The organism is Tuberibacillus calidus DSM 17572 (genome assembly GCF_000430685.1).
Classification (GTDB): domain Bacteria; phylum Bacillota; class Bacilli; order Bacillales; family Sporolactobacillaceae; genus Tuberibacillus; species Tuberibacillus calidus.
This window is the reverse complement of sequence record NZ_KE387195.1, coordinates 37,037-54,662: the sequence shown is the minus strand read 5'-3', so window position 1 is coordinate 54,662 and position 17,626 is coordinate 37,037. Positions and strand designations below refer to the sequence as shown.

Genomic DNA, 17,626 nt, shown 5'->3' with positions numbered 1-17,626 from the left:
CAGTAAGGTCATCATTGAACAATCTTTCAGTTATAAATTTCAATTTAAGAATCTTTTTATATGACTGATGGTAAATGCTTGTCCCTATTATGCTCACCTCTTACAATAGTTTTGAGAAGTTGGGAATTGTCAAATAAAAGTTCCAAAAAGAAAAACTTGGGAACTCATAGGTTCTTTTTAGACTTGCATTGTATTTCTTTTTCGCTGTCTCTTGGAAAGGCTGCATATAGTCCTTTAAAATCGTTTTACCTCCCATGTAGCCCTGTTGTCGAATTTTAAAAAACAATTTTTCGCTATTGAACACCCCATCTTCTAATATCCGTTTTTGAAGATATGGTTTAAATGGATCCAACTTGCTTTTTCTTGGTTTTCGTTTGATTTTGGAAGAGGGATTGGGGGAGTGAATATATTTTCGGACGGTTTACCGATCGATTCCCAATTCCCTCGCAATATCGGAAATACTCATTTCCCTTTCATACATCTTTTTGATCAAAAAAAATTCCATACACGCATAGCTCCTCTCGTAGACACTATGGTTCTATTGTAAGTGAGGAATTTTATTCCGGCTATATTGGGGATTTTAACATCGACTTTAACACTTCTAGAGATATCAGCATATCGCCTATCATTTACAGATGCAAGAAATTCCGAACATTAGGAGGAAATTTTTGGTGTATTGAAATTATTAGTTAAAAAGGAGGGGTAAAATGGGCTTTTTTAAAAGTTTTAGAAAAGATATCGTATTTCTTGTTGAACTAAAGACAAAAGGAAGGCTTTCAATAATTGGACATAAACTGATTTTTAAGGATAATAAAGATTCTTATAATATGGAAATTGAGTTAGGAGAAAAATACTTTTTAGAAAGGATTCCAATCCCTAAAGCGGAATTTGATTTTAAAGTAGCAATTAATTTTCGAAAAAATAATACCGCTGAGATAAAGAATGTTGCTACTTTTCTAATGAACGCAGAAAAGTATAATGAAATAATTTCTTTATTAGAGAATATTAAAAGAGAAAGTTCGAAAAGAGAAGTTGCGCTAGTAGAATTTGACCAAAAAAACAATATAAATAATTACACCTATGGAAAAATAAAAGTAGATGGGGAAAAATTATATTTCCATAGTAATGATGGTAATGATATCACTTTAGATTTAAGCGATTTCTATGATATACATGTAAAAAATTCTGAAGATGAAAAATTTGGTTATCAATATTGGGTTGCATTATTCAAAAAGGATGAAAAAAATGAATTCAAAAATATAACTTTTCTTACCAAAGAAGATAAAATGATTGAATTGAAGAATGCATTTCAAGAAATTAAAAATAAAAGAATCGAAGAATATATAAACACTTTATCGGAATTTAAAAAGACAGCAGTAAATACAGCAAAAAAAATTCTGGATGCAGAACTTTTTAACCTTGTGTACAAATTCTTATATCAGACAAATAAAACAATTTTTCTTGACTTTAAATACTTTATGGTATGCGAGAGGTTTATACATGAGGTAGACGATAGGGGTCAGTTCACACTTACAACATACGATTTTAATAAGGATATTTTAAGTCTTCCAATGGAAGAAATAATGAAATTGTTTAGTGATGTAAATTTAGAAGAAATAAAAAAATTTTTAAATGAAGATTTATCTATGTTTCATAAGATTTTAATAAAGAAAACCGGTTTAGACAATACCATTTTTGTTACATGGTTAGTATTAAGAATGGTTGCGCAAAATTACTTTTATGAATTTTTTAATAACAGATATGGAATATATTTTAACGATTTAACTGATGATTCTTCTATCCATGAATATGCAAAAGTATATGTGGATTTAGATATAATAAATACTAATTCAGCACAAAATTTAGCAATATTTACATACTTCCTAATGAATAAAAATAAGTTTGAAGATAGTAGTAATTTTTTAACTTGTAATAATGTCCTGGTTAAAAAAATTGACGAACTACTAGAAAATAAAAAGTTAGACAGGTTCGAAAGGAACTTATTAACATTTGACACTGAAGGGTCGAAAGTAATTACAATTGAGGAAATTGACCTTATGTCTGGTCTAGAATTTGAACAGTTTATTGGTAACTTATTTAGTCATATGGGGTTTTCTGTTGTAGTTACAAAATCATCGGGGGATCAAGGAATTGATATTATTATTGAAAAAAACGGACTGAAATTTGGAGTGCAAACTAAATGCTACTCAAAACCAGTTACAAATAAAGCAATACAAGAAGTTGTAGCCGGATTAAAATATTATAATTTGATGGAAGGAATTGTGGTGACAAATAATTATTTCACTGATTCAGCCATTGAATTAGCAAAATCAAATGGGATAATTCTTTGGGATCGTAATATGTTAAAAGAAAAACTTAATGAAATTTTTGTTTAAAAATCTTACTATGTGAAAACAAATATAGATAATTCAATTGCCATTAGTAGAGGGATTATAACGCGATAGGATATCATTACGATCCAATAAAATCATTTTATACCCCTTTATTTTAATGTATTTCCCACGAACTCATTCACTTTAAGTACAGCAACCACGGCGAAAACTTCTACCGAATGCTATATGCATTGATGCCGGATTGGGAAAAGCGAAAGACAATTTTGGATGAAGAGGTAGTAGTGATTTGTAAAGGCGAACTACCCGGTATTAAACATAACAGAATGAACAACGGAAGGCAGTTCCTATGTAACAAGGGACTGCCTTTTCTCTACTGTTATGGTATATAATGATAGGTAGGAGCAATATTATTACAATTTTGATTTCCTAATGTGTTAATAAAAATCAAAATAAGGTAGGTGAAAAAATGAATATGAAAGATGTCATTAAAACACTTAAGGATGAATTCCCGAATAAAACGATTGACATATCCGAAAGTCTAGAGCTATTAAAAGAAACGATCAATGACACTATGGATAGCATTAGTGTTGAGCTAAAGTTGGCTTATTCAAAAAGGGATTTTACTCGGGTCAGACTTTTTACGAAATTAGGTGAGGAAATTAATCAATACGAACAAAAGTTAGAGCAAATCATAGAGTTGTTGGAAATAGAGGATCCTATTGAAAATAGAGAAGATCTTGAGCCTGAGGGCAAGAAGACAGTGAATTCCCCGGATTATTCAATTTATTACGTTGATCCAAATATAGAGCATACACTTTATGAAAACTTTACATATAAAAGACCATTTGGTTTTCGAATCAGCAATCAAGAGATAATAGAAGTCAAAACTTGGCAGGAAATGCTAATTAAAATATGCGAAATTCTCATAGCTGTTGATGAAAATAAATTTATGAGTTTCGAGCATAACCCAAATATGAATGGTAAAAAGCGCAAATATTTCTCAAAAAATGATAAAGGCATGAATAAACCGAAGTTAATTGGCGATAAGATTTTTATTGAGACTAATATAAGTGCAAACAGCATTCGAAATTTAGTGCTTAAATTATTAAAAGAGTATGGTTCTAAATCGAGTGAATTCAAAGTGTATTTAAGGGCAGATTATACTGAAATGCATCGATAAATGGTGAGAGCAAAGATAATTCTATAAAAATGGAGTATATTGGAAAGGTGTCAAAAAACCCCAAATATACCAGGTAAAAAGGGTAAGAGGAGGTTTATATGAAATGGCCCATTAACCTTGCCATTGGATTATTACTATTATTTATCGGCGTATCCTTTTGGTACCCAAAAATGAATATGGTTAATAAAATTATATATTTTCTCATGGCAGCGTGGATGATCTTCTTGTTTATTCTATTTTTCTATCAAAAGAGAAAAAGGAGATGATCCATTTTTTCGGCTTTTCAACAAAACGTGGTTACTGAAGCAATCCGAGCATAAACGCTTTTCCCACCGCTCCCGACCGTGATTTGACATGCAGCTTTCGCAAAATGGACGATACGTGGTGCTCTACAGTTCGTTTGCTGATGTTAAGTTGTTCGCCGATTTCACTGTTCGTTTTGTCTTTGGCAATGAGATCGAGAACTGCCAATTCTATTTCGGTTAGGGGCGAATAATCATAGGAATCAAGATACGCCGGAAACGATTTCGCCCTGCGGTGGCTTTCCCGAATAGCGTGAATCAGCGTTTCGGCGGAGTCTTTTTTCGATACAAAGGCGTAGGCGCCTGCCGCGTGGGCAGCATGTATATATTCTGCGCTATCATATCCAGATAAAATGACAACTTTGCTTATAGGGGATCGTGATGTGATGTCCTTCGTCCAAATGAGATCATTTTCCTTTTTGATCGGAGCATCGATGACAATGATATCAGGTTGGTGTTCAGCGATCTTCTTTTCCAGCTCGGCTAAGGAGGAGAGGGCGCCCACCACTTCCAAGTCGGGCTCGCGTTCCAAAAGTTGTCGAATCCCCTTGCAGACAAGGTTATGATCCCCAACAATCAGGAATTTGATCTTCGTCATTGCTTTCCCTCCTGTAAAACACGGCCAGAAGCGGGACTTGGTTGGAACACGCGTTGCGATGAAAAATGGAATATGATAAGGGATGAGTGATGTGCTGTTTTGACCAATAAGATTATTTCTCTCAGCTTCATTCATCAAGAATTTTACAATATAGAATAATATATGTAAACAAAATTTCAAAAAATAGGTATTTTCCGCAATGAAATTAGCGGAAAATACGGATGTTTTTTTGATTCTATTCTGGTACAGTAAGAGGGAAACCGGCCGGTTGATTCGTATGTTATCAATCATTGATGACGTGTTTTGGTTCAAAGCATAAACTACTAAGAGGGGGGGTTACTTTTGTCTGGAATTCTTACTTCGTCTAAAACCGTCCATGTTTTTCTGCGAAAGGTGATGACATTGGTTGGAGTGTTGGTGCTTTCCATCATCGCTTTTGGCTTAGCGAACCCCAATCATGCTGCTGCGTGGCTGCATCCAGGTTCTACCGTCCAATACCCAAGTGAGGGAGGAAAATGGACATATGGCTTCTGGAATGCTATGGTGCGCTCCTATTACTATCATCCGACTTCGTGCCACGGTTCAACAGTTGTATACAACGGTGAAATGCTAAGAAGTGTTGATACTCCACCAGGTCTGACCTCTGCTGCTGAGAAAGGGGCGCTTAATTTTCCTTGGTCCGACGACGCCTATTATTACCGAACTTGCAAATAGTCAATACATTTAATGGGCGAATTCTTTCCCCTCCCTAAAAGGGGGGGGCTTTCTTTTCTTAACAAGAAGGTAGGACAAGGAAGTGACGCACATGCATAAAAAAATAGTGATGGTCGTTTCTGCTGTACAGTTTTTCCTCTTAGCTTTCGCAGCGGTCGTTGTTTCGGACGTCCATGACCGATTTTTTCCAGAACTGCTGGATGTGAAAGCGAAAGTGACATTGGATTTTAGTCAATCTGACTTGCAGAAAGAAGATGTGTTTCAACAGTTGGGAGCGATGGGCGATCAATGGGAATTAGGTTTAATGAAAGTCTCGCCAGATTTACGCGGGGATCAGTCAGGACAAATCTTTATTCAGGTGGGGCAGAAAGGGGAATTTCCAAAGAGAATTCAACGTTTTGGCCGTGAGCCTGATGCCGAGATTCGCGACCACCGCGCGTTGTCCCATTCGTTCACTGATGGCGATTATTTGGTGACAGGGAAAACAGAACATCTAAATGAATGGAAAGATTGGTTAACATCACATCGAGTCGATCAGAAATGGAGCGAAGAGACACTGTTCACCATTCTCCAATTTTTAATTGTGCAAAGCGACTTCGGTGTAGCGCTATTGGCCGTTTCGATGCTGATGGTGTCATTAGCTTTATACTGGCTAGCAGTCAAGGCGAAAGGGCGTGCGTTGCGTGTGCTGGCTGGAGTTCCGAAATGGCGCATCCAATGCGAGGATTTCGGTCAATTTGTGCTGGCTATGGTTCTCGCCGCTGCTATATTGGACGTCTTAGCAGCCCTTTATGTTGGTTTTGTCCATGGATGGGTATTTGTTCCATACTATAGTAAAGTATTGCTTTTGGCTGAGACAATGGTTATCTTTTTGACACTGATTTGCGCATGGATATTTTCTGTCGCCTCTTGGCCGAATCCAGAGATGTTGGCGATGCGCGAACCCGTTGTCAAGCGTTTGGCTAGAAGTTCGGCTGTGTTAAAGCTGGTTGTATTTGCCTTCGTCCTTTCCGCTGTTTCACCGGCGGTTTCAGCTTATACGAATGCCAGAAAAACGGCACAGGAACAAGTCATGTGGAAGTCGTTAGCTGATCAAGTGGTGTTGGTGTTCCCGTCCCGTCCAGGGAGTACTGGGAGAGCAGAAATCGAACATTTGTTTCAGACGTTGCAACCGTCGGTAGGGGACATCGTTCGACAAGCAGAGACCGCCCATCGCGTAGTGTTATCGAAAGCATGGAAAGGAGACGATTTGTCCATCGATGGCATGACCATTGCACCATACCGTTACATGATTATAGTGAATGAGCAATGGTTGGATATCGTTCGCAGAAAGAACAAAAGGTTATCTCTCGTTCCTCTTACGCTAGAGCAAATTCCAAAGGATGCGAAACAATTTCTAGAACTCTCAATCCCGTTATTTGTAAGAAAACAACAGCAGGCCAAAAACATATGGCATGAGGTCAAGATGTATCGTTTGACCGGGTCGTCCCCTTTTCCATTCGTTGGCTCTGGTGGACAGCTTGAGTTTGCTCGGCCGAAGGATGTGCTATTGTTGGTTGCCCCTCATGTCCATGCTTTGTTTAACGACAACTTTTTGATCTCTGTTGCTTCCTCGGCGGAATTGAGTTTTATCGGTTTAGAGGAAACACAGAAACTCGTATCTGAGCGCGGCCATCAAAATCGGATCCGCGTCAACTATATGGCGGAAGAAGGAATTTTACGCGCCCAACTTTATGCCTATTTTGTGTGGCTTAGAATTGGATCGATCGTTGCTCTTTTGGCAGCCTTGGCCATTGCTGCGACCATTAGTGCGTTTATTATAGCGGTGTTAAAAGCAAAGCGCGATTTCCCCCTTCGCCTTGCTGGGGCATCTTGGTGGAACGTGTCGTGTGGGCGAATCGTGAAGGAGTGGGTTTTAGGAGGGATCGTGGTCATGCTGATTATGCTATTTCAAGGAATAAACAGCTTGTTGCCGGTCGGTTTAACCGGGTTGCTTGTGCTGGCAGTTTTGCCGTTCGTACATATTGGTGCGACTTCTTGGGTGTTTGCGAAAAATTCCTTGCGTCAGCTGTAGAAAAAGGAGGGTTTGGCTGTAGTGAGAATGGAAGCCAATCAAGTGACCATGATCATCAATGAGAGAACGATTATGGAGAATGAGAGTGTCATATGTGATCCTGGAGCGTTGACCGCGCTTGTCGGTCCAAGTGGAGCAGGCAAAACGACGCTTCTCCATGTGCTTGGCTTGCTTTTGCGGCCGACAAGCGGGCGGGTATTGATGGATGGTGTCGACACAACCAGTTGGGAAGCGAAGCAACGCCGTCTGTTTTGGAAAAAACATGCGGCCTTCGTTCTCCAAGATTACGGAATCGTTGAGGAAGAATCGGTTGCGTTTAATGTCACAATGACTTCGAGTTTGTTTCGTTCTAAAGTCGTTGGCGACAAGGAGAGGGTGCGCAAAGTGTTAGCGGAAACAGGATTGAATGGAAGAGAACGGGAATTTGCTGCTCGTCTAAGTGGAGGAGAAAAGCGACGTTTGGCAATTGCGCGCGCTCTCTATAAAGATGCACAAATCATTTTTGCCGATGAGCCGACGGCTTCTCTTGATGAGGCCAACGGCGATCGAGTCATTGAGCTGCTTCAATTATTGGCGAAGCAAGGAAGAACGGTTATCGTCGCCACCCATGATGAGAAAATGATGCAAGCTGCTCATGCCATGCATACGCTAAAGGGGATTCGCTGTGGTAAATGATAAGGGGGGAGGACAAACCAAGATGACGAAAAAACGATGGTGGGCCATTGGCATTGCCATAGTGTTGGGCGGGGGGCTTTTAGTAGCGGAAGGAGGGATAGGTTTATCGCTCATCCCGTTTCCAGGCAAACAGGAATTCGCTCGACCTCAATGTGGAAAACTGCCGAGCCAATCTGAAGTGAAACGTGCATTGAGTCAGCACAAAGACCTTGTCGCTCGCTTGGAGAACGTAGGGAAGGGAGTAAGCGTGAAGGTGGGGGCACCGTGCGGAGATCAGACAGATAAAGCGCTTATCCGCATTGTTTATCATACAAAGGAGGAACGGGATGCGGTTTCTTCCATTTTGGCTAACCACAGTTTCGGGGTTCCGGTTGAGCTGATTAAAAGATGAGAGGGCTTGTGGGTATGGTTGTTAAGTCTATTTTGTGGTGAATAATCTTTCCGGCTCTTCACCACAAAATGGACTTGATGCAGAAAGACGTTCATGATACACAAAGTTACAAATGATTTTGCCTGTACAGTACGGCTGTCATATTCGCTCATGGCATGATCGCCATTCGGTTGTGACGCCGCTGTGGCTGTCATGGATCTCACATAACGCGCCCATCATTCCAACTTGGAAGCGCCGGGCGAAGGATCCTGTCAGGAAACTTAACGCCAAGCGAAAGTTAGAGGTGTTCAGATTCGCAACCAAGCGAGACTCATTCAACAACAGGAAGGTTATCGATCCATTCAAGCCCTTCGCACGCATTGCGAGCGTGTGTTCGCCGAAGGGAAGGAATGTCATGGGCTGGACTGGGTCCGAAGCTGGGGCTTGGACGCCATGTAAGAACAGGCGTTATTGATCGTCGTGGTTCAAAATCTGAAGCGATTGTGCCGATTTCGAAAAAAACGAGGGGAGACAGGCTCTTTGGCGTTCGCAAAACCAGAATTTGGAGTAGGAAGTCCTGCTTGTCCTCCCGTCCTTTGGCGCCAAAAGGCTGGGAAAATAGTCTCCAAAATTCGACATGGGGAAGTCTATGCCCCATTAATTCACCGGCCTTCTAGCTAATCGCCTAGTGTTTACGAGCGATTTCAAAGGCTTTCAACCCCTGACACAATGGATAAACCATTTGAAGGGGCGTCATCAGAAGCATAAGGTTCTTGAAAGGAAAATGAATAATATGGGATTCTATATAATGATCCTGTCATTCATTCTTGGCATATTCTTCGCCATTCTTGGTATTTCTCGTAGTAAACGGAATTTTTTATACAAGTTTTTCATAGCGCTAGGAATCGTTCTCATTCTTTTTGCAGTTTATCTAGCAAGGCCTCATTAGAAATCATAGTTATATATAGAGGGCATACCAACAAAACGCAGAAAACAAACAAAATTCAACACTAGAAAGGCTGATATCCCCTACGTTAAGGAATGCATTAGAATTACGTAAATCTATACTTTTTACAAACGCTGTAACCGTCAAGTAAAAATGAACACTTTTTTCGCAAAAATGGAAGAACGATGTTTCATACGATAACTAGAATCGTCAAATTGAATGACTTCCACACGGTGGATTAAACGATCTAATATCGCGGTTGTTATACCCGGCTCACCTATTATTTCACCCCATTCCCTTGGGCTTTTATTGGAGGTTAAAATAATAGAGGTTTTATCATGTATTTGGCATTTAAAAAATGCATCAAATGGCAATATATATTTGTGCTTTTTTCCAAATTTCGATGTTGGATATTGGTGGCTTGAATGGAGCCTCTACGGATGTAATTCCTCCTTAAAAGGGTCATAATAAAGGGACTTTAATGGCCGATTAGGCTATCACATCCGCCACTTCATGTAAAGCCGTGCTTTAGCATTATTTCCAATTGCTTAACTGCCAAACACTGCATTTATTGATTGCCACCAACACCGTTTAGCGGACTAGCCCCTGTCAACGTGGAAATGATCAAAAAAGGCTGTCATTAATCTAAAAATGAAGGCACCTCCGTCGTTTTTTCCAGCCACTGCTCTCCAATCTTTTAAGGAAAGGAAAAAGCCTTGCAGTTGTCAAAGAAATAAAAAAACGAAACTGGATCAAGGATCCGATCAGGTTTCATCTTTATGTGCGCCCGGCATCGATGTGGTGCCGAAAGGTGAATGTTATGAACGGGAGCGCTGAGCGCCAACCGTTCGCCGGAAATAAAGGCGTGCCGCCATTGGCCGGAATCGGGATAACGCCGGTGGCCTTGTGGCATGTATAAGACGCCGCAAGACAAAAAAACGTGGGTAATGAGAACCTGACAAGAAACGGTTTTGGCCGCCGTCATGGGATTAGCACTCTCTTGTGCCGAGTGAAGGGCAAACCGCCGGTTCGTCTAAGCCGGTCCCCCTCATTCCAAACGCGCACAGATATGCATCGTTCAACTGTCCTCTTAGCTGTTGTTACGGCGGGTACGCAGGAGCTGAGCGAGACTGAAAACTAAAATGAAGAAAAGGACCGTGATCAGAAAAACGCACAAGAATCCGCTGCTGACGGTCAGATCAAACGACGGGTGCTTTTTATGAACGGTGATGCTGTACACCCCGCCGATGTCATAAGAATGGTACGTAAACAGCGCATATAACATCAGCCCGCCGAAGAAAATGGTCACTAAAAAGAGTGCCAATAGAATCGACCATATAAAGATGCTGATCCAATTCTTGTTCATTGAACTATCTCCTTCGAAATGGGCCCTTCATTTTGCCCCAGGATTATTCCTGCTATTTATCGGTATATCCTTTTGGTACCCACATATGAACTTGGTTAACAAAATATTCACTATCTAATGACAGCGTGGATTATCTTCGTGTTTATTCTATTTTTCTATCAAAAGAGAAAAAGGAGATGATCCACTTTTTCGCACTCTACAGCTGCATGTAAACAGCCAATCAGATGAGCTTTCTTTAAAATGGAGGGATCCAGCTATACATGTCAATATCCTGATTCACACTCCATACCTGCGCGTGTTTAGGATCCGATCTGACAATTGATAGAGTCTTAAAGTTTTGCCACTCCAAACAATACAGTAGTAGCACGTTTTAGTTTAATTCATAACTCGTCTCTATTAATTTCTTTGCCTTATCCAGATCTGTTTGATTTTTGATTGTAATCTCCAAATCCCCAGTGCCGTAATGGCCGATATTACGGACATCTCTAGAAAAGCCTTGCTCAAGTTCGACGGTCTCTGGGTTAACTTTTACATAAACCAGCAATTTTTCGGAATGGGGATGTACTTCCACACATGCAAAGTTTTTAATGCGTTTAAATGCTATATAATGTTTTAGTTGTTTTACTTGGACATCATCTCCGAGTGCCGTAATGAATGATTTGAGGTTTTCAAATAGATCCGTTAATGATGTCGATGCTTTTGTTAAATAATCGGAAACAGTGTTATTTCTAATCGTTTGGTTATGGTTTTCTTTAGAATCAGTCACTTGCCCTGTCGTGGCGTTAACCAAATCGAGTAATAGGAATTCATTATCGTAATATTTATATTGATATAATTCAATGTTTCTGTTAATCTGTTGCACGGCATGCTCATCATATCTTGTAAATCCACCAGCAATACATAATAAACGTGGTGTGCTCCAATCGATTTGGTTGGCCATCTCCATACCGTATTTTTCCATGACTAGCAATTTAAATTCGGCTCGATGATCTAACAACCAATCGAGGTAAAAAAGCCCTTGGTTAATCACATTTTCGTTTAAAGACCGTTTGTATTCAATGATAACAGGACAATAGTTTTCATCAATGCCGAGTGTATCAATACGCCCACTGTGAGATTTACCCGTTGAGTATTCTGATGCGAGAAATTTTACGCCGAGGAATACCTCTAAATGACGCTCCATTAATGTTTGTAAAGATTTCTCAATCGTCATGGATTTTCCGGTCAATTCAGTCACTGTATTATTATGTATATGAAACAATTTAATATCGCCCACATCGGCCACTCCCATCATTCTGAATTTCAAAGGATAGATGGTTTCATTTTGAAGATCAATTTAAAGGGATAATTCAGGAAGTTGATCATGAAGCTCTCCCCAAAATTTTGAATAGCATGTTATAACATTTCACACAATAATTTATTGATATTTATTAATTATCATAACATAAGATTGATTTTTCTAACTTTTTTGTTTCAATAACGACTTTTCAAAAACGCATTGGCTTTTAACGAGGTATCCCATTTTCGGGATACCCTTTTTTATATACTGAATGTAGTTCTTAATCAGGGGGGATCACTTTTGAAAAAGTTCATCATGATGGGAATGGCTGTGTTGTTATTGCTGGGGGTTTTGGCAGGTTGTTCAGACACCAAAACCGATGCGACAGGGTCAAAAGAAAATAAGAAGGCCGCATCCGCAAAACCGGCGAAAATGTTGACGAAGGAAGAGTTTGACAAGATGCTTTCGAATCCTAAGAAATATAAAGGAGCGAAAGTGGATTTCTATGCACAAGTTTTTGTAGATCCTGAAAAAGATGATAAGGGGACATATCTTCAGGCTTTCACCAAGCCGGAAAACGGGGAAGGGAATGTGATTATCGGGATTGACGATCCGAATCTAGATGTCAAAGTGGACGATGTCATTCATGTGGTCGGTAAAGTTAAAGATTCTTTCTCCGGTGAAAATGCGTTTGGTGGCAAAATTGAGGCACCCGTCATTGTTGCCGATAAAATCGAAAAAAGCGACTATGTGACAGCCTTTGCACCGGCCTTGAAAACAGTCGACATCAATAAAGAACAGGATCAGCATGGCTACAAAATGAAACTGACGAAGCTTGAAATCGCGGAAAACGAAACGCGCATTTACTATGAAATTAACAACACGACGAAGGATAAAGTGGAGTTCTATGATTTTAATGCCAAACTCGTAGCTGGAAATAAACAATATGATATAAAAGATGATACGCTCAACTATCCGGAAAACCAGTCGGAAATTCTCCCGGGGGTCAAGACGCAAGGCATGCTTGTTTACCCGAAACTGGACCAAACCTCTGGCACCTTAAAACTGAACATGGAAGTGTCATCAGAAAACTATGATCTTGAGTTTCATCCGTTCCAGTTTGAAATTAAGTATTAAACAGGAATAGGCGAAAGGTTCTTCCACGGCGGAAGAGCCTTTTTTCTTGTGCGCCAGGCATGCGCACATTCTATAGGGTTCAAGTCCCGAACTACGAAGGCAGTAGTAGTAGTTAACTTAAGACAAGGGTGTCCTGGGTGACCTGGAATCTGAAGGAAGTCGGAGGCAAATCTCCGCCCCAAGGAACACGAACTTCATATAAGGCTAGGTATGCTTGGGAAAGGCTGCAAGACAAGTCAAAGACCATACTGCCGAAGGGCATACACAGTAAATGGAGTGGGGACATGGAGAGGAAGAATGTGCGCTTACCCTGGGAGATCTGATAGATACGCACAACACATTGCGTAACCGGGCATGCGAATGCCCGCTGAACTATGCTGTATAAGAGTTTACGCCTACCGGCTCTCTATATGTTACTAGTGGCTCTAAAACATGACAAGAGTGGTATTTTTCTTTGTCTTTATTTAGAAACTACGGAACAACTCTTGGGTTTGTATTTTCCAATAGAATAAACCTATTGACGATCATTTAGTCCCCCTTCCATCTTACTCCGACGATATTGAGGGAAAACACTCAATAGTGGTGTTTGTTATATTCTTTTTAATTTTATATTAGATGATAATACCTTTTTTATTGGTGTTTATCATGAAAGTCTAATGTCTATAAAATTTCTTGCATTACATTAAACCTATTACTATGCCATTAAAATTGTTGAAATATGTCGTAAAAAATAATATATTTGTTTTATTTTATTTATTAACATTTCTGTAAATAATGGTATAATTAAGGTCACAGAAAGGAAGGGCTGGTAAAATGAAGGATTTAAAAAAATGGGAAAATGTTAATCTTTATTTATTGAGTGCGGTATTTTTGTCAGTTGCTTTGATTTGGTTATTAGTGTTTGTTTACTCATTACACCAGGCATTACCTTATAATCCACTAAAATTGCCATTTGAAAAAAAAGTGAATACTATTAGTTGGTTTCCACAGGGGTGGGGTTTTTTTACTAAAGATCCTAGATCAGAAGATGATTACGTATATGATATACAAACGAAAGCAGAAGCAGTTGCATGGCCTAACAATACTCCTGAAAACCTCTTTGGTATAAGTAGATACGGAAGGGCACAAGGGATAGAGGTTGGATTAATTGAGTATGAAATACCAAAGAGTGATTGGGAAAATTATCAAGGAAATATGTGGACATACTTTAATAATAAAAGCCCAGTATTAACGATAAACAACACCACGCCTCACGCGACAATTTGTGGAAAAATTGGGTTGGTAAAAAAAGAACCAACAGTATGGGCATGGAGTAAATTAAAGAATGTGAAACACCCCTATAAAATAACAGTGGTGAATGTAAAATGCTCAAAAAACTAGGTGAAAGTATTTTAATATGGTCAACTTCTATAAACCCATGGACAAATGTTTATGGGTTAGCTAGAACTATTATAGCTCTGTCTACAGCTATTACTTTGGCGGTTAATCCTTCTTGGATATTTTTTAGACCAGCTGCAGGTATTGACGCAAGCCGGACTTGTACAACGCCTATCAACTATTTTTGTACAGTGCCTTTTAATTACACATATTTAGAGATTCTTCGATGGTTAGCTGTTGTCATCTTGATAGTTGTTGCTTCCGGATGGCGTCCTCGATATACAGGTATTTTACATTGGTGGATAGTATTTAGTTTACAAACATCTGCTAAAACACTAGATGGTGGTGAACAAGTTGCAACTATATTAACCCTTATGTTAATACCTATTACACTCACGGACTCTCGTAAGTGGCATTGGCAAAGGGAGAAAAAATTTCAAATCACCAATATGTCTGTAATTAATAGAACAATAGCTTTAGTTTGTTTCGTAGCAATTAGAATACAAGTTGCGATAATTTATTTAAACGCTTCGATGGCTAAAACTTCAGTCAGCGATTGGATGAATGGGACAGCTGTTTATTATTATATGAAAACCAATATGCTTGGGTTGCCACCTTTGTTATCAAAGATTTTTGAGCCCTTCTTAACTAGTATATGGGTTTTAATCCCGACATGGGGAACAATAATTGCGGAGTTATTGTTATTTGCGGGTTTCTTTATAAAAAAGAAACACAGAAAATGGTTTCTAATATTAGGTATATCTTTACATACCATATTTGCTGTCATGTTAGGACTTTACAGCTTTTCACTAATAATGATTGGTGCTTTAATTTTATATTTAAGACCAGTAGAGAAAGAATTTAAGTTTATAAAGATACCGCTTTTCCGAGGTCTTTTCACTAATTTTCACACCTTAAAAAGCGAAAAAATTAAGGAAAAAAAGGTGCATAACACAACACTTTTTGAAAGGAGGTGATATAGATGCTGGGTCGAGGAAAAGGTCACTCTACTAAAGTTTTTGTTTCTTTATTAGCATTGTGCCTGTGTTTAAGCTTCTCATTTTCGCCATTTGCAAACGCAAAAACAACAGATAAAAAGATTGTTCCCACACAATCGGAAAAAAGTCAAAAGTATAGTGGCGAAGAGTTATTTCGAGGTTTAGTTTTTGGTCAAGGTGACGTTGCAAAACTTTTCCCCGAAATGTGGGGCAAAAGTCAACTAGAATTAACAAATAGTAAAGAATCACTAAAGGCTGTTGATTTAGTGATTAGCCAGATTAATAAGAATTCCCCTAATTTCTTCAATCACTTTAAAACTGTAATCGAAAGTGGGAACCCGTACTTAATTGACCAAGAGGGACAAGAAGTAAAAAAAGTAATTAAAGAAGCTTTCAAAGATATTAATGGAAAATACCCAGAATTAAAATATCCTGAAATTGGCACGGATTGCGTCATAGTAACTTTTGTTTATGCATATGCTGGTGTAGTTCATACTGCTGGTGCTGCAATCAATGTTGCTGCTGCAGTAGACGTATGGCTATGGGCAGGTTTTTGGATGTATCCGAAAAATACAAAAAACACATCAAGTGATCTAGCAAAAGAAGAATTCATTTCTGAAATCTCTGAGAGATTAGCAAGCAACTAAAAAGGGAATCATATGGACGCGGTCACATTGCGTCCATATGATTCTAGGTAAAGGTGACAATATGGTTGTTTCAAGAATAGAAGTTTATTATGATGGTTGGTGTCCAGTATGTACTTCAATTATGAAGAAGATTAATAAGTTAGATTGGTTTAATCTTATTCAAATGCAATCCTTTAGAGAGGATACACATTTACAGGGTATTGAGATATCAAAAAGTAATTTAGAAAAAAGGATACACGTCAGAAATATGAAAACAGAGAAAATATATTCTGGCATAGATGCTTTTGCAGTAATGCTTATAAGGATACCTGTTTTATGTTTGCTATGGTTTCCATTAAAATTCTTAAGCATTGTGGGATTGGGTAACTATATATACGATTTTATAGCTAAGAGAAGAATTGTAATACCGGTTGGTCATTGTAATGTTGATTGTCAGATTGACAAAGATACTAGGCAACAAAAGCATTAAGATAGGTAACTTTATAATCCGATAATAATACAATTTATGGATAACTATACAATTGTAGATTCTATCTTTTTAACCTTGAATAAAAGTTAGAAAGGCGTATGATTATTGTGTGATTTATTTAGTAAAGATGGGAGTGTAACTATGGGAAAAAAGGATCCGGCTGGAGTACTTTTCCATGAGAGCCAAAGATTAAAACAATGGTGGGTGTGGGTTTTAATAATTTTACTAGCAATGTGTTTTTGGTATGGATTTATTAAACAAGTGTTTTTTAATGAGCCTTTTGGTTCCAAACCTGCCCCCGACGGAATGCTTATTGTGGCATTTATTATTTTTGGACTTCTCTTTCCTCTGTTTATAGCTTCACTAAACATAAAATTAATAGTAAACCAGGATGGCCTTTTCCTTCGTTATTTCCCTATGCATCGCCACTATATAAAATTTTCTTTTAATGATATTATTGACTACAGTGAAACCAATCATCGTCCCATTCGACAGTTTGGTGGTTGGGGTATTAGGTTTAATATAAAGGGAGAAAAGGCATACACCATCCACGGAAAAAAGGCTATAAAAATAAAAATGAAGTCAGGACAAACTATAGTAATAGGAACAAAGAATCCTAAAGGTTTAATAAAAGCTCTTAATATCGCCAAACAAAATAAATGAGAATAAGACGCGAAAACGAAGGTTTAACACCAAAAAATAATATTATGTTCCCAATCTCTCAAAACAAAAATGCTCATGTATGTGATGAGATCTTTCCTTTTAAACCACTATTTTCTTTTCGACGCTTAAATTTGAATAGTTCCATAAAAATCTGGGTTACCATGATAATGACCTCCAATCCTACAATGACATTGCGGTCCCATGAATTTCGATGACAGACTCGTTATCCCTCTTCGCCCGGAATACAAAACCTCTATTCACTTGTCAATGTGTAAAAATGAACTGGAAATAGACATCAACTATGGATTTGAAACTTATTATACGAGGGGGATCACTTTTGAAAAAGTTCATCATGAGGGGAATGGCTGTGTTGTTATTGCTTGGGGTTTTGGCAGGTTGTTCAGACACCAAAACCGATGCGACAGGGTCAAAAGAAAATAAGAAGGCCGCATCCGCAAAACCGGCGAAAATGTTGAC

The 17,626-nt window shown here is 38.6% G+C and carries 16 protein-coding genes and 3 pseudogenes; 14 read left to right on the top strand and 5 right to left on the bottom strand.

The genetic code is table 11. The features are described from left to right. Nucleotides 1-190 precede the first annotated feature (190 nt). A pseudogene (locus tag H532_RS20115) lies at nucleotides 191-505 on the bottom strand (IS21-like element IS5376 family transposase); the annotation flags it as partial. Nucleotides 506-707: 202 nt separating this feature from the next. Between H532_RS20115 and H532_RS20750 the strand changes: the two are divergent. From H532_RS20750 to H532_RS0116075, 3 genes are all read left to right on the top strand, one after another. Next, nucleotides 708-2,396, top strand: a complete 1,689-nt coding sequence (locus H532_RS20750) for a restriction endonuclease (RefSeq protein ID WP_211231985.1) — start codon at nucleotides 708-710, stop codon at nucleotides 2,394-2,396. Between the two features lie 119 nt (nucleotides 2,397-2,515). After that, nucleotides 2,516-2,743, top strand: coding sequence for a YgjP-like metallopeptidase domain-containing protein (locus tag H532_RS20110; protein ID WP_081412510.1), 228 nt, complete (start codon nucleotides 2,516-2,518; stop codon nucleotides 2,741-2,743). Between the two features lie 83 nt (nucleotides 2,744-2,826). Beyond that, the gene (locus H532_RS0116075; RefSeq protein WP_245566490.1) at nucleotides 2,827-3,534 is read left to right on the top strand and encodes a hypothetical protein; all 708 of its coding nucleotides are present in this window, start codon (nucleotides 2,827-2,829) and stop codon (nucleotides 3,532-3,534) included. Nucleotides 3,535-3,831: 297 nt separating this feature from the next. Here H532_RS0116075 and H532_RS0116065 read toward each other — a convergent pair whose 3' ends face one another. After that, nucleotides 3,832-4,434 (bottom strand): response regulator transcription factor, encoded by a 603-nt coding sequence (locus tag H532_RS0116065; RefSeq protein WP_027726312.1) that lies wholly within the window; start codon nucleotides 4,432-4,434, stop codon nucleotides 3,832-3,834. A 342-nt stretch (nucleotides 4,435-4,776) separates the two neighbouring features. On the opposite strand from H532_RS0116065, the gene H532_RS0116055 reads away from it, so the two are divergent. The 5 genes and pseudogenes from H532_RS0116055 to H532_RS20105 form a co-directional block, all read left to right on the top strand. Next, on the top strand, nucleotides 4,777-5,148 hold the full coding sequence (locus tag H532_RS0116055; protein ID WP_027726311.1) for a lactococcin 972 family bacteriocin: 372 nt from the start codon (nucleotides 4,777-4,779) through the stop codon (nucleotides 5,146-5,148). A 91-nt stretch (nucleotides 5,149-5,239) separates the two neighbouring features. Beyond that, nucleotides 5,240-7,222, top strand: a complete 1,983-nt coding sequence (locus tag H532_RS0116050; protein WP_027726310.1) for a hypothetical protein — start codon at nucleotides 5,240-5,242, stop codon at nucleotides 7,220-7,222. A 21-nt stretch (nucleotides 7,223-7,243) separates the two neighbouring features. Continuing rightward, on the top strand, nucleotides 7,244-7,897 hold the full coding sequence (locus H532_RS0116045) for an ABC transporter ATP-binding protein (protein WP_027726309.1): 654 nt from the start codon (nucleotides 7,244-7,246) through the stop codon (nucleotides 7,895-7,897). Between the two features lie 22 nt (nucleotides 7,898-7,919). Further along, nucleotides 7,920-8,288, top strand: a complete 369-nt coding sequence (locus tag H532_RS0116040; protein WP_027726308.1) for a hypothetical protein — start codon at nucleotides 7,920-7,922, stop codon at nucleotides 8,286-8,288. Nucleotides 8,289-8,505: 217 nt separating this feature from the next. Beyond that, a pseudogene (locus H532_RS20105) lies at nucleotides 8,506-8,944 on the top strand (transposase); the annotation flags it as partial. 412 nt (nucleotides 8,945-9,356) lie between these two features. Here the strand turns inward: H532_RS20105 and H532_RS21140 are convergent. The 3 genes and pseudogenes from H532_RS21140 to H532_RS0116015 all read right to left on the bottom strand — a co-directional run. Continuing rightward, a pseudogene (locus H532_RS21140) lies at nucleotides 9,357-9,545 on the bottom strand (ATP-binding protein); the annotation flags it as partial. Between the two features lie 758 nt (nucleotides 9,546-10,303). Then, nucleotides 10,304-10,579 carry a hypothetical protein gene (locus H532_RS0116020; protein ID WP_027726305.1) on the bottom strand — a complete coding sequence of 92 codons (276 nt, stop codon included), beginning with the start codon at nucleotides 10,577-10,579 and terminating at the stop codon, nucleotides 10,304-10,306. A gap of 370 nt (nucleotides 10,580-10,949) precedes the next feature. Next, nucleotides 10,950-11,855: a DUF5655 domain-containing protein gene (locus H532_RS0116015; RefSeq protein WP_027726304.1), complete on the bottom strand. Its 906-nt coding sequence runs from the start codon at nucleotides 11,853-11,855 to the stop codon at nucleotides 10,950-10,952. Nucleotides 11,856-12,158: 303 nt separating this feature from the next. On the opposite strand from H532_RS0116015, the gene H532_RS0116010 reads away from it, so the two are divergent. From H532_RS0116010 to H532_RS0115980, 6 genes are all read left to right on the top strand, one after another. Further along, nucleotides 12,159-12,995, top strand: coding sequence for a hypothetical protein (locus H532_RS0116010; protein WP_027726303.1), 837 nt, complete (start codon nucleotides 12,159-12,161; stop codon nucleotides 12,993-12,995). Between the two features lie 813 nt (nucleotides 12,996-13,808). Then, complete coding sequence (locus tag H532_RS0116000; protein ID WP_027726301.1) at nucleotides 13,809-14,375, top strand: SdpA family antimicrobial peptide system protein; 567 nt, start codon at nucleotides 13,809-13,811, stop codon at nucleotides 14,373-14,375. Then, complete coding sequence (locus H532_RS19200; protein ID WP_081412508.1) at nucleotides 14,360-15,349, top strand: sporulation-delaying protein SdpB family protein; 990 nt, start codon at nucleotides 14,360-14,362, stop codon at nucleotides 15,347-15,349. The genes H532_RS0116000 and H532_RS19200 overlap by 16 nt, the downstream gene beginning before the upstream one ends. A 5-nt stretch (nucleotides 15,350-15,354) precedes the next feature. Next, nucleotides 15,355-16,017, top strand: coding sequence for a sporulation delaying protein family toxin (locus H532_RS19700; protein WP_051263387.1), 663 nt, complete (start codon nucleotides 15,355-15,357; stop codon nucleotides 16,015-16,017). A gap of 61 nt (nucleotides 16,018-16,078) precedes the next feature. Further along, complete coding sequence (locus H532_RS0115985) at nucleotides 16,079-16,486, top strand: thiol-disulfide oxidoreductase DCC family protein (RefSeq protein ID WP_038112767.1); 408 nt, start codon at nucleotides 16,079-16,081, stop codon at nucleotides 16,484-16,486. 141 nt (nucleotides 16,487-16,627) lie between these two features. Next, complete coding sequence (locus H532_RS0115980) at nucleotides 16,628-17,149, top strand: DUF6141 family protein (RefSeq protein WP_027726299.1); 522 nt, start codon at nucleotides 16,628-16,630, stop codon at nucleotides 17,147-17,149. The last annotated feature ends 477 nt before the right edge of the window (nucleotides 17,150-17,626 follow it).

Coding starts and splice junctions, on each gene's coding strand:
- H532_RS0116065 (WP_027726312.1), bottom strand. CDS start 4,434: ATGACGAAGATCAAATTCCTGATTGTTGGGGATCATAACCTTGTCTGC.
- H532_RS20750 (WP_211231985.1), top strand. CDS start 708: ATGGGCTTTTTTAAAAGTTTTAGAAAAGATATCGTATTTCTTGTTGAA.
- H532_RS19700 (WP_051263387.1), top strand. CDS start 15,355: ATGCTGGGTCGAGGAAAAGGTCACTCTACTAAAGTTTTTGTTTCTTTA.
- H532_RS0116020 (WP_027726305.1), bottom strand. CDS start 10,579: ATGAACAAGAATTGGATCAGCATCTTTATATGGTCGATTCTATTGGCA.
- H532_RS19200 (WP_081412508.1), top strand. CDS start 14,360: ATGCTCAAAAAACTAGGTGAAAGTATTTTAATATGGTCAACTTCTATA.
- H532_RS0116000 (WP_027726301.1), top strand. CDS start 13,809: ATGAAGGATTTAAAAAAATGGGAAAATGTTAATCTTTATTTATTGAGT.
- H532_RS0115980 (WP_027726299.1), top strand. CDS start 16,628: ATGGGAAAAAAGGATCCGGCTGGAGTACTTTTCCATGAGAGCCAAAGA.
- H532_RS0116050 (WP_027726310.1), top strand. CDS start 5,240: ATGCATAAAAAAATAGTGATGGTCGTTTCTGCTGTACAGTTTTTCCTC.
- H532_RS0116075 (WP_245566490.1), top strand. CDS start 2,827: ATGAAAGATGTCATTAAAACACTTAAGGATGAATTCCCGAATAAAACG.
- H532_RS0115985 (WP_038112767.1), top strand. CDS start 16,079: ATGGTTGTTTCAAGAATAGAAGTTTATTATGATGGTTGGTGTCCAGTA.
- H532_RS0116040 (WP_027726308.1), top strand. CDS start 7,920: ATGACGAAAAAACGATGGTGGGCCATTGGCATTGCCATAGTGTTGGGC.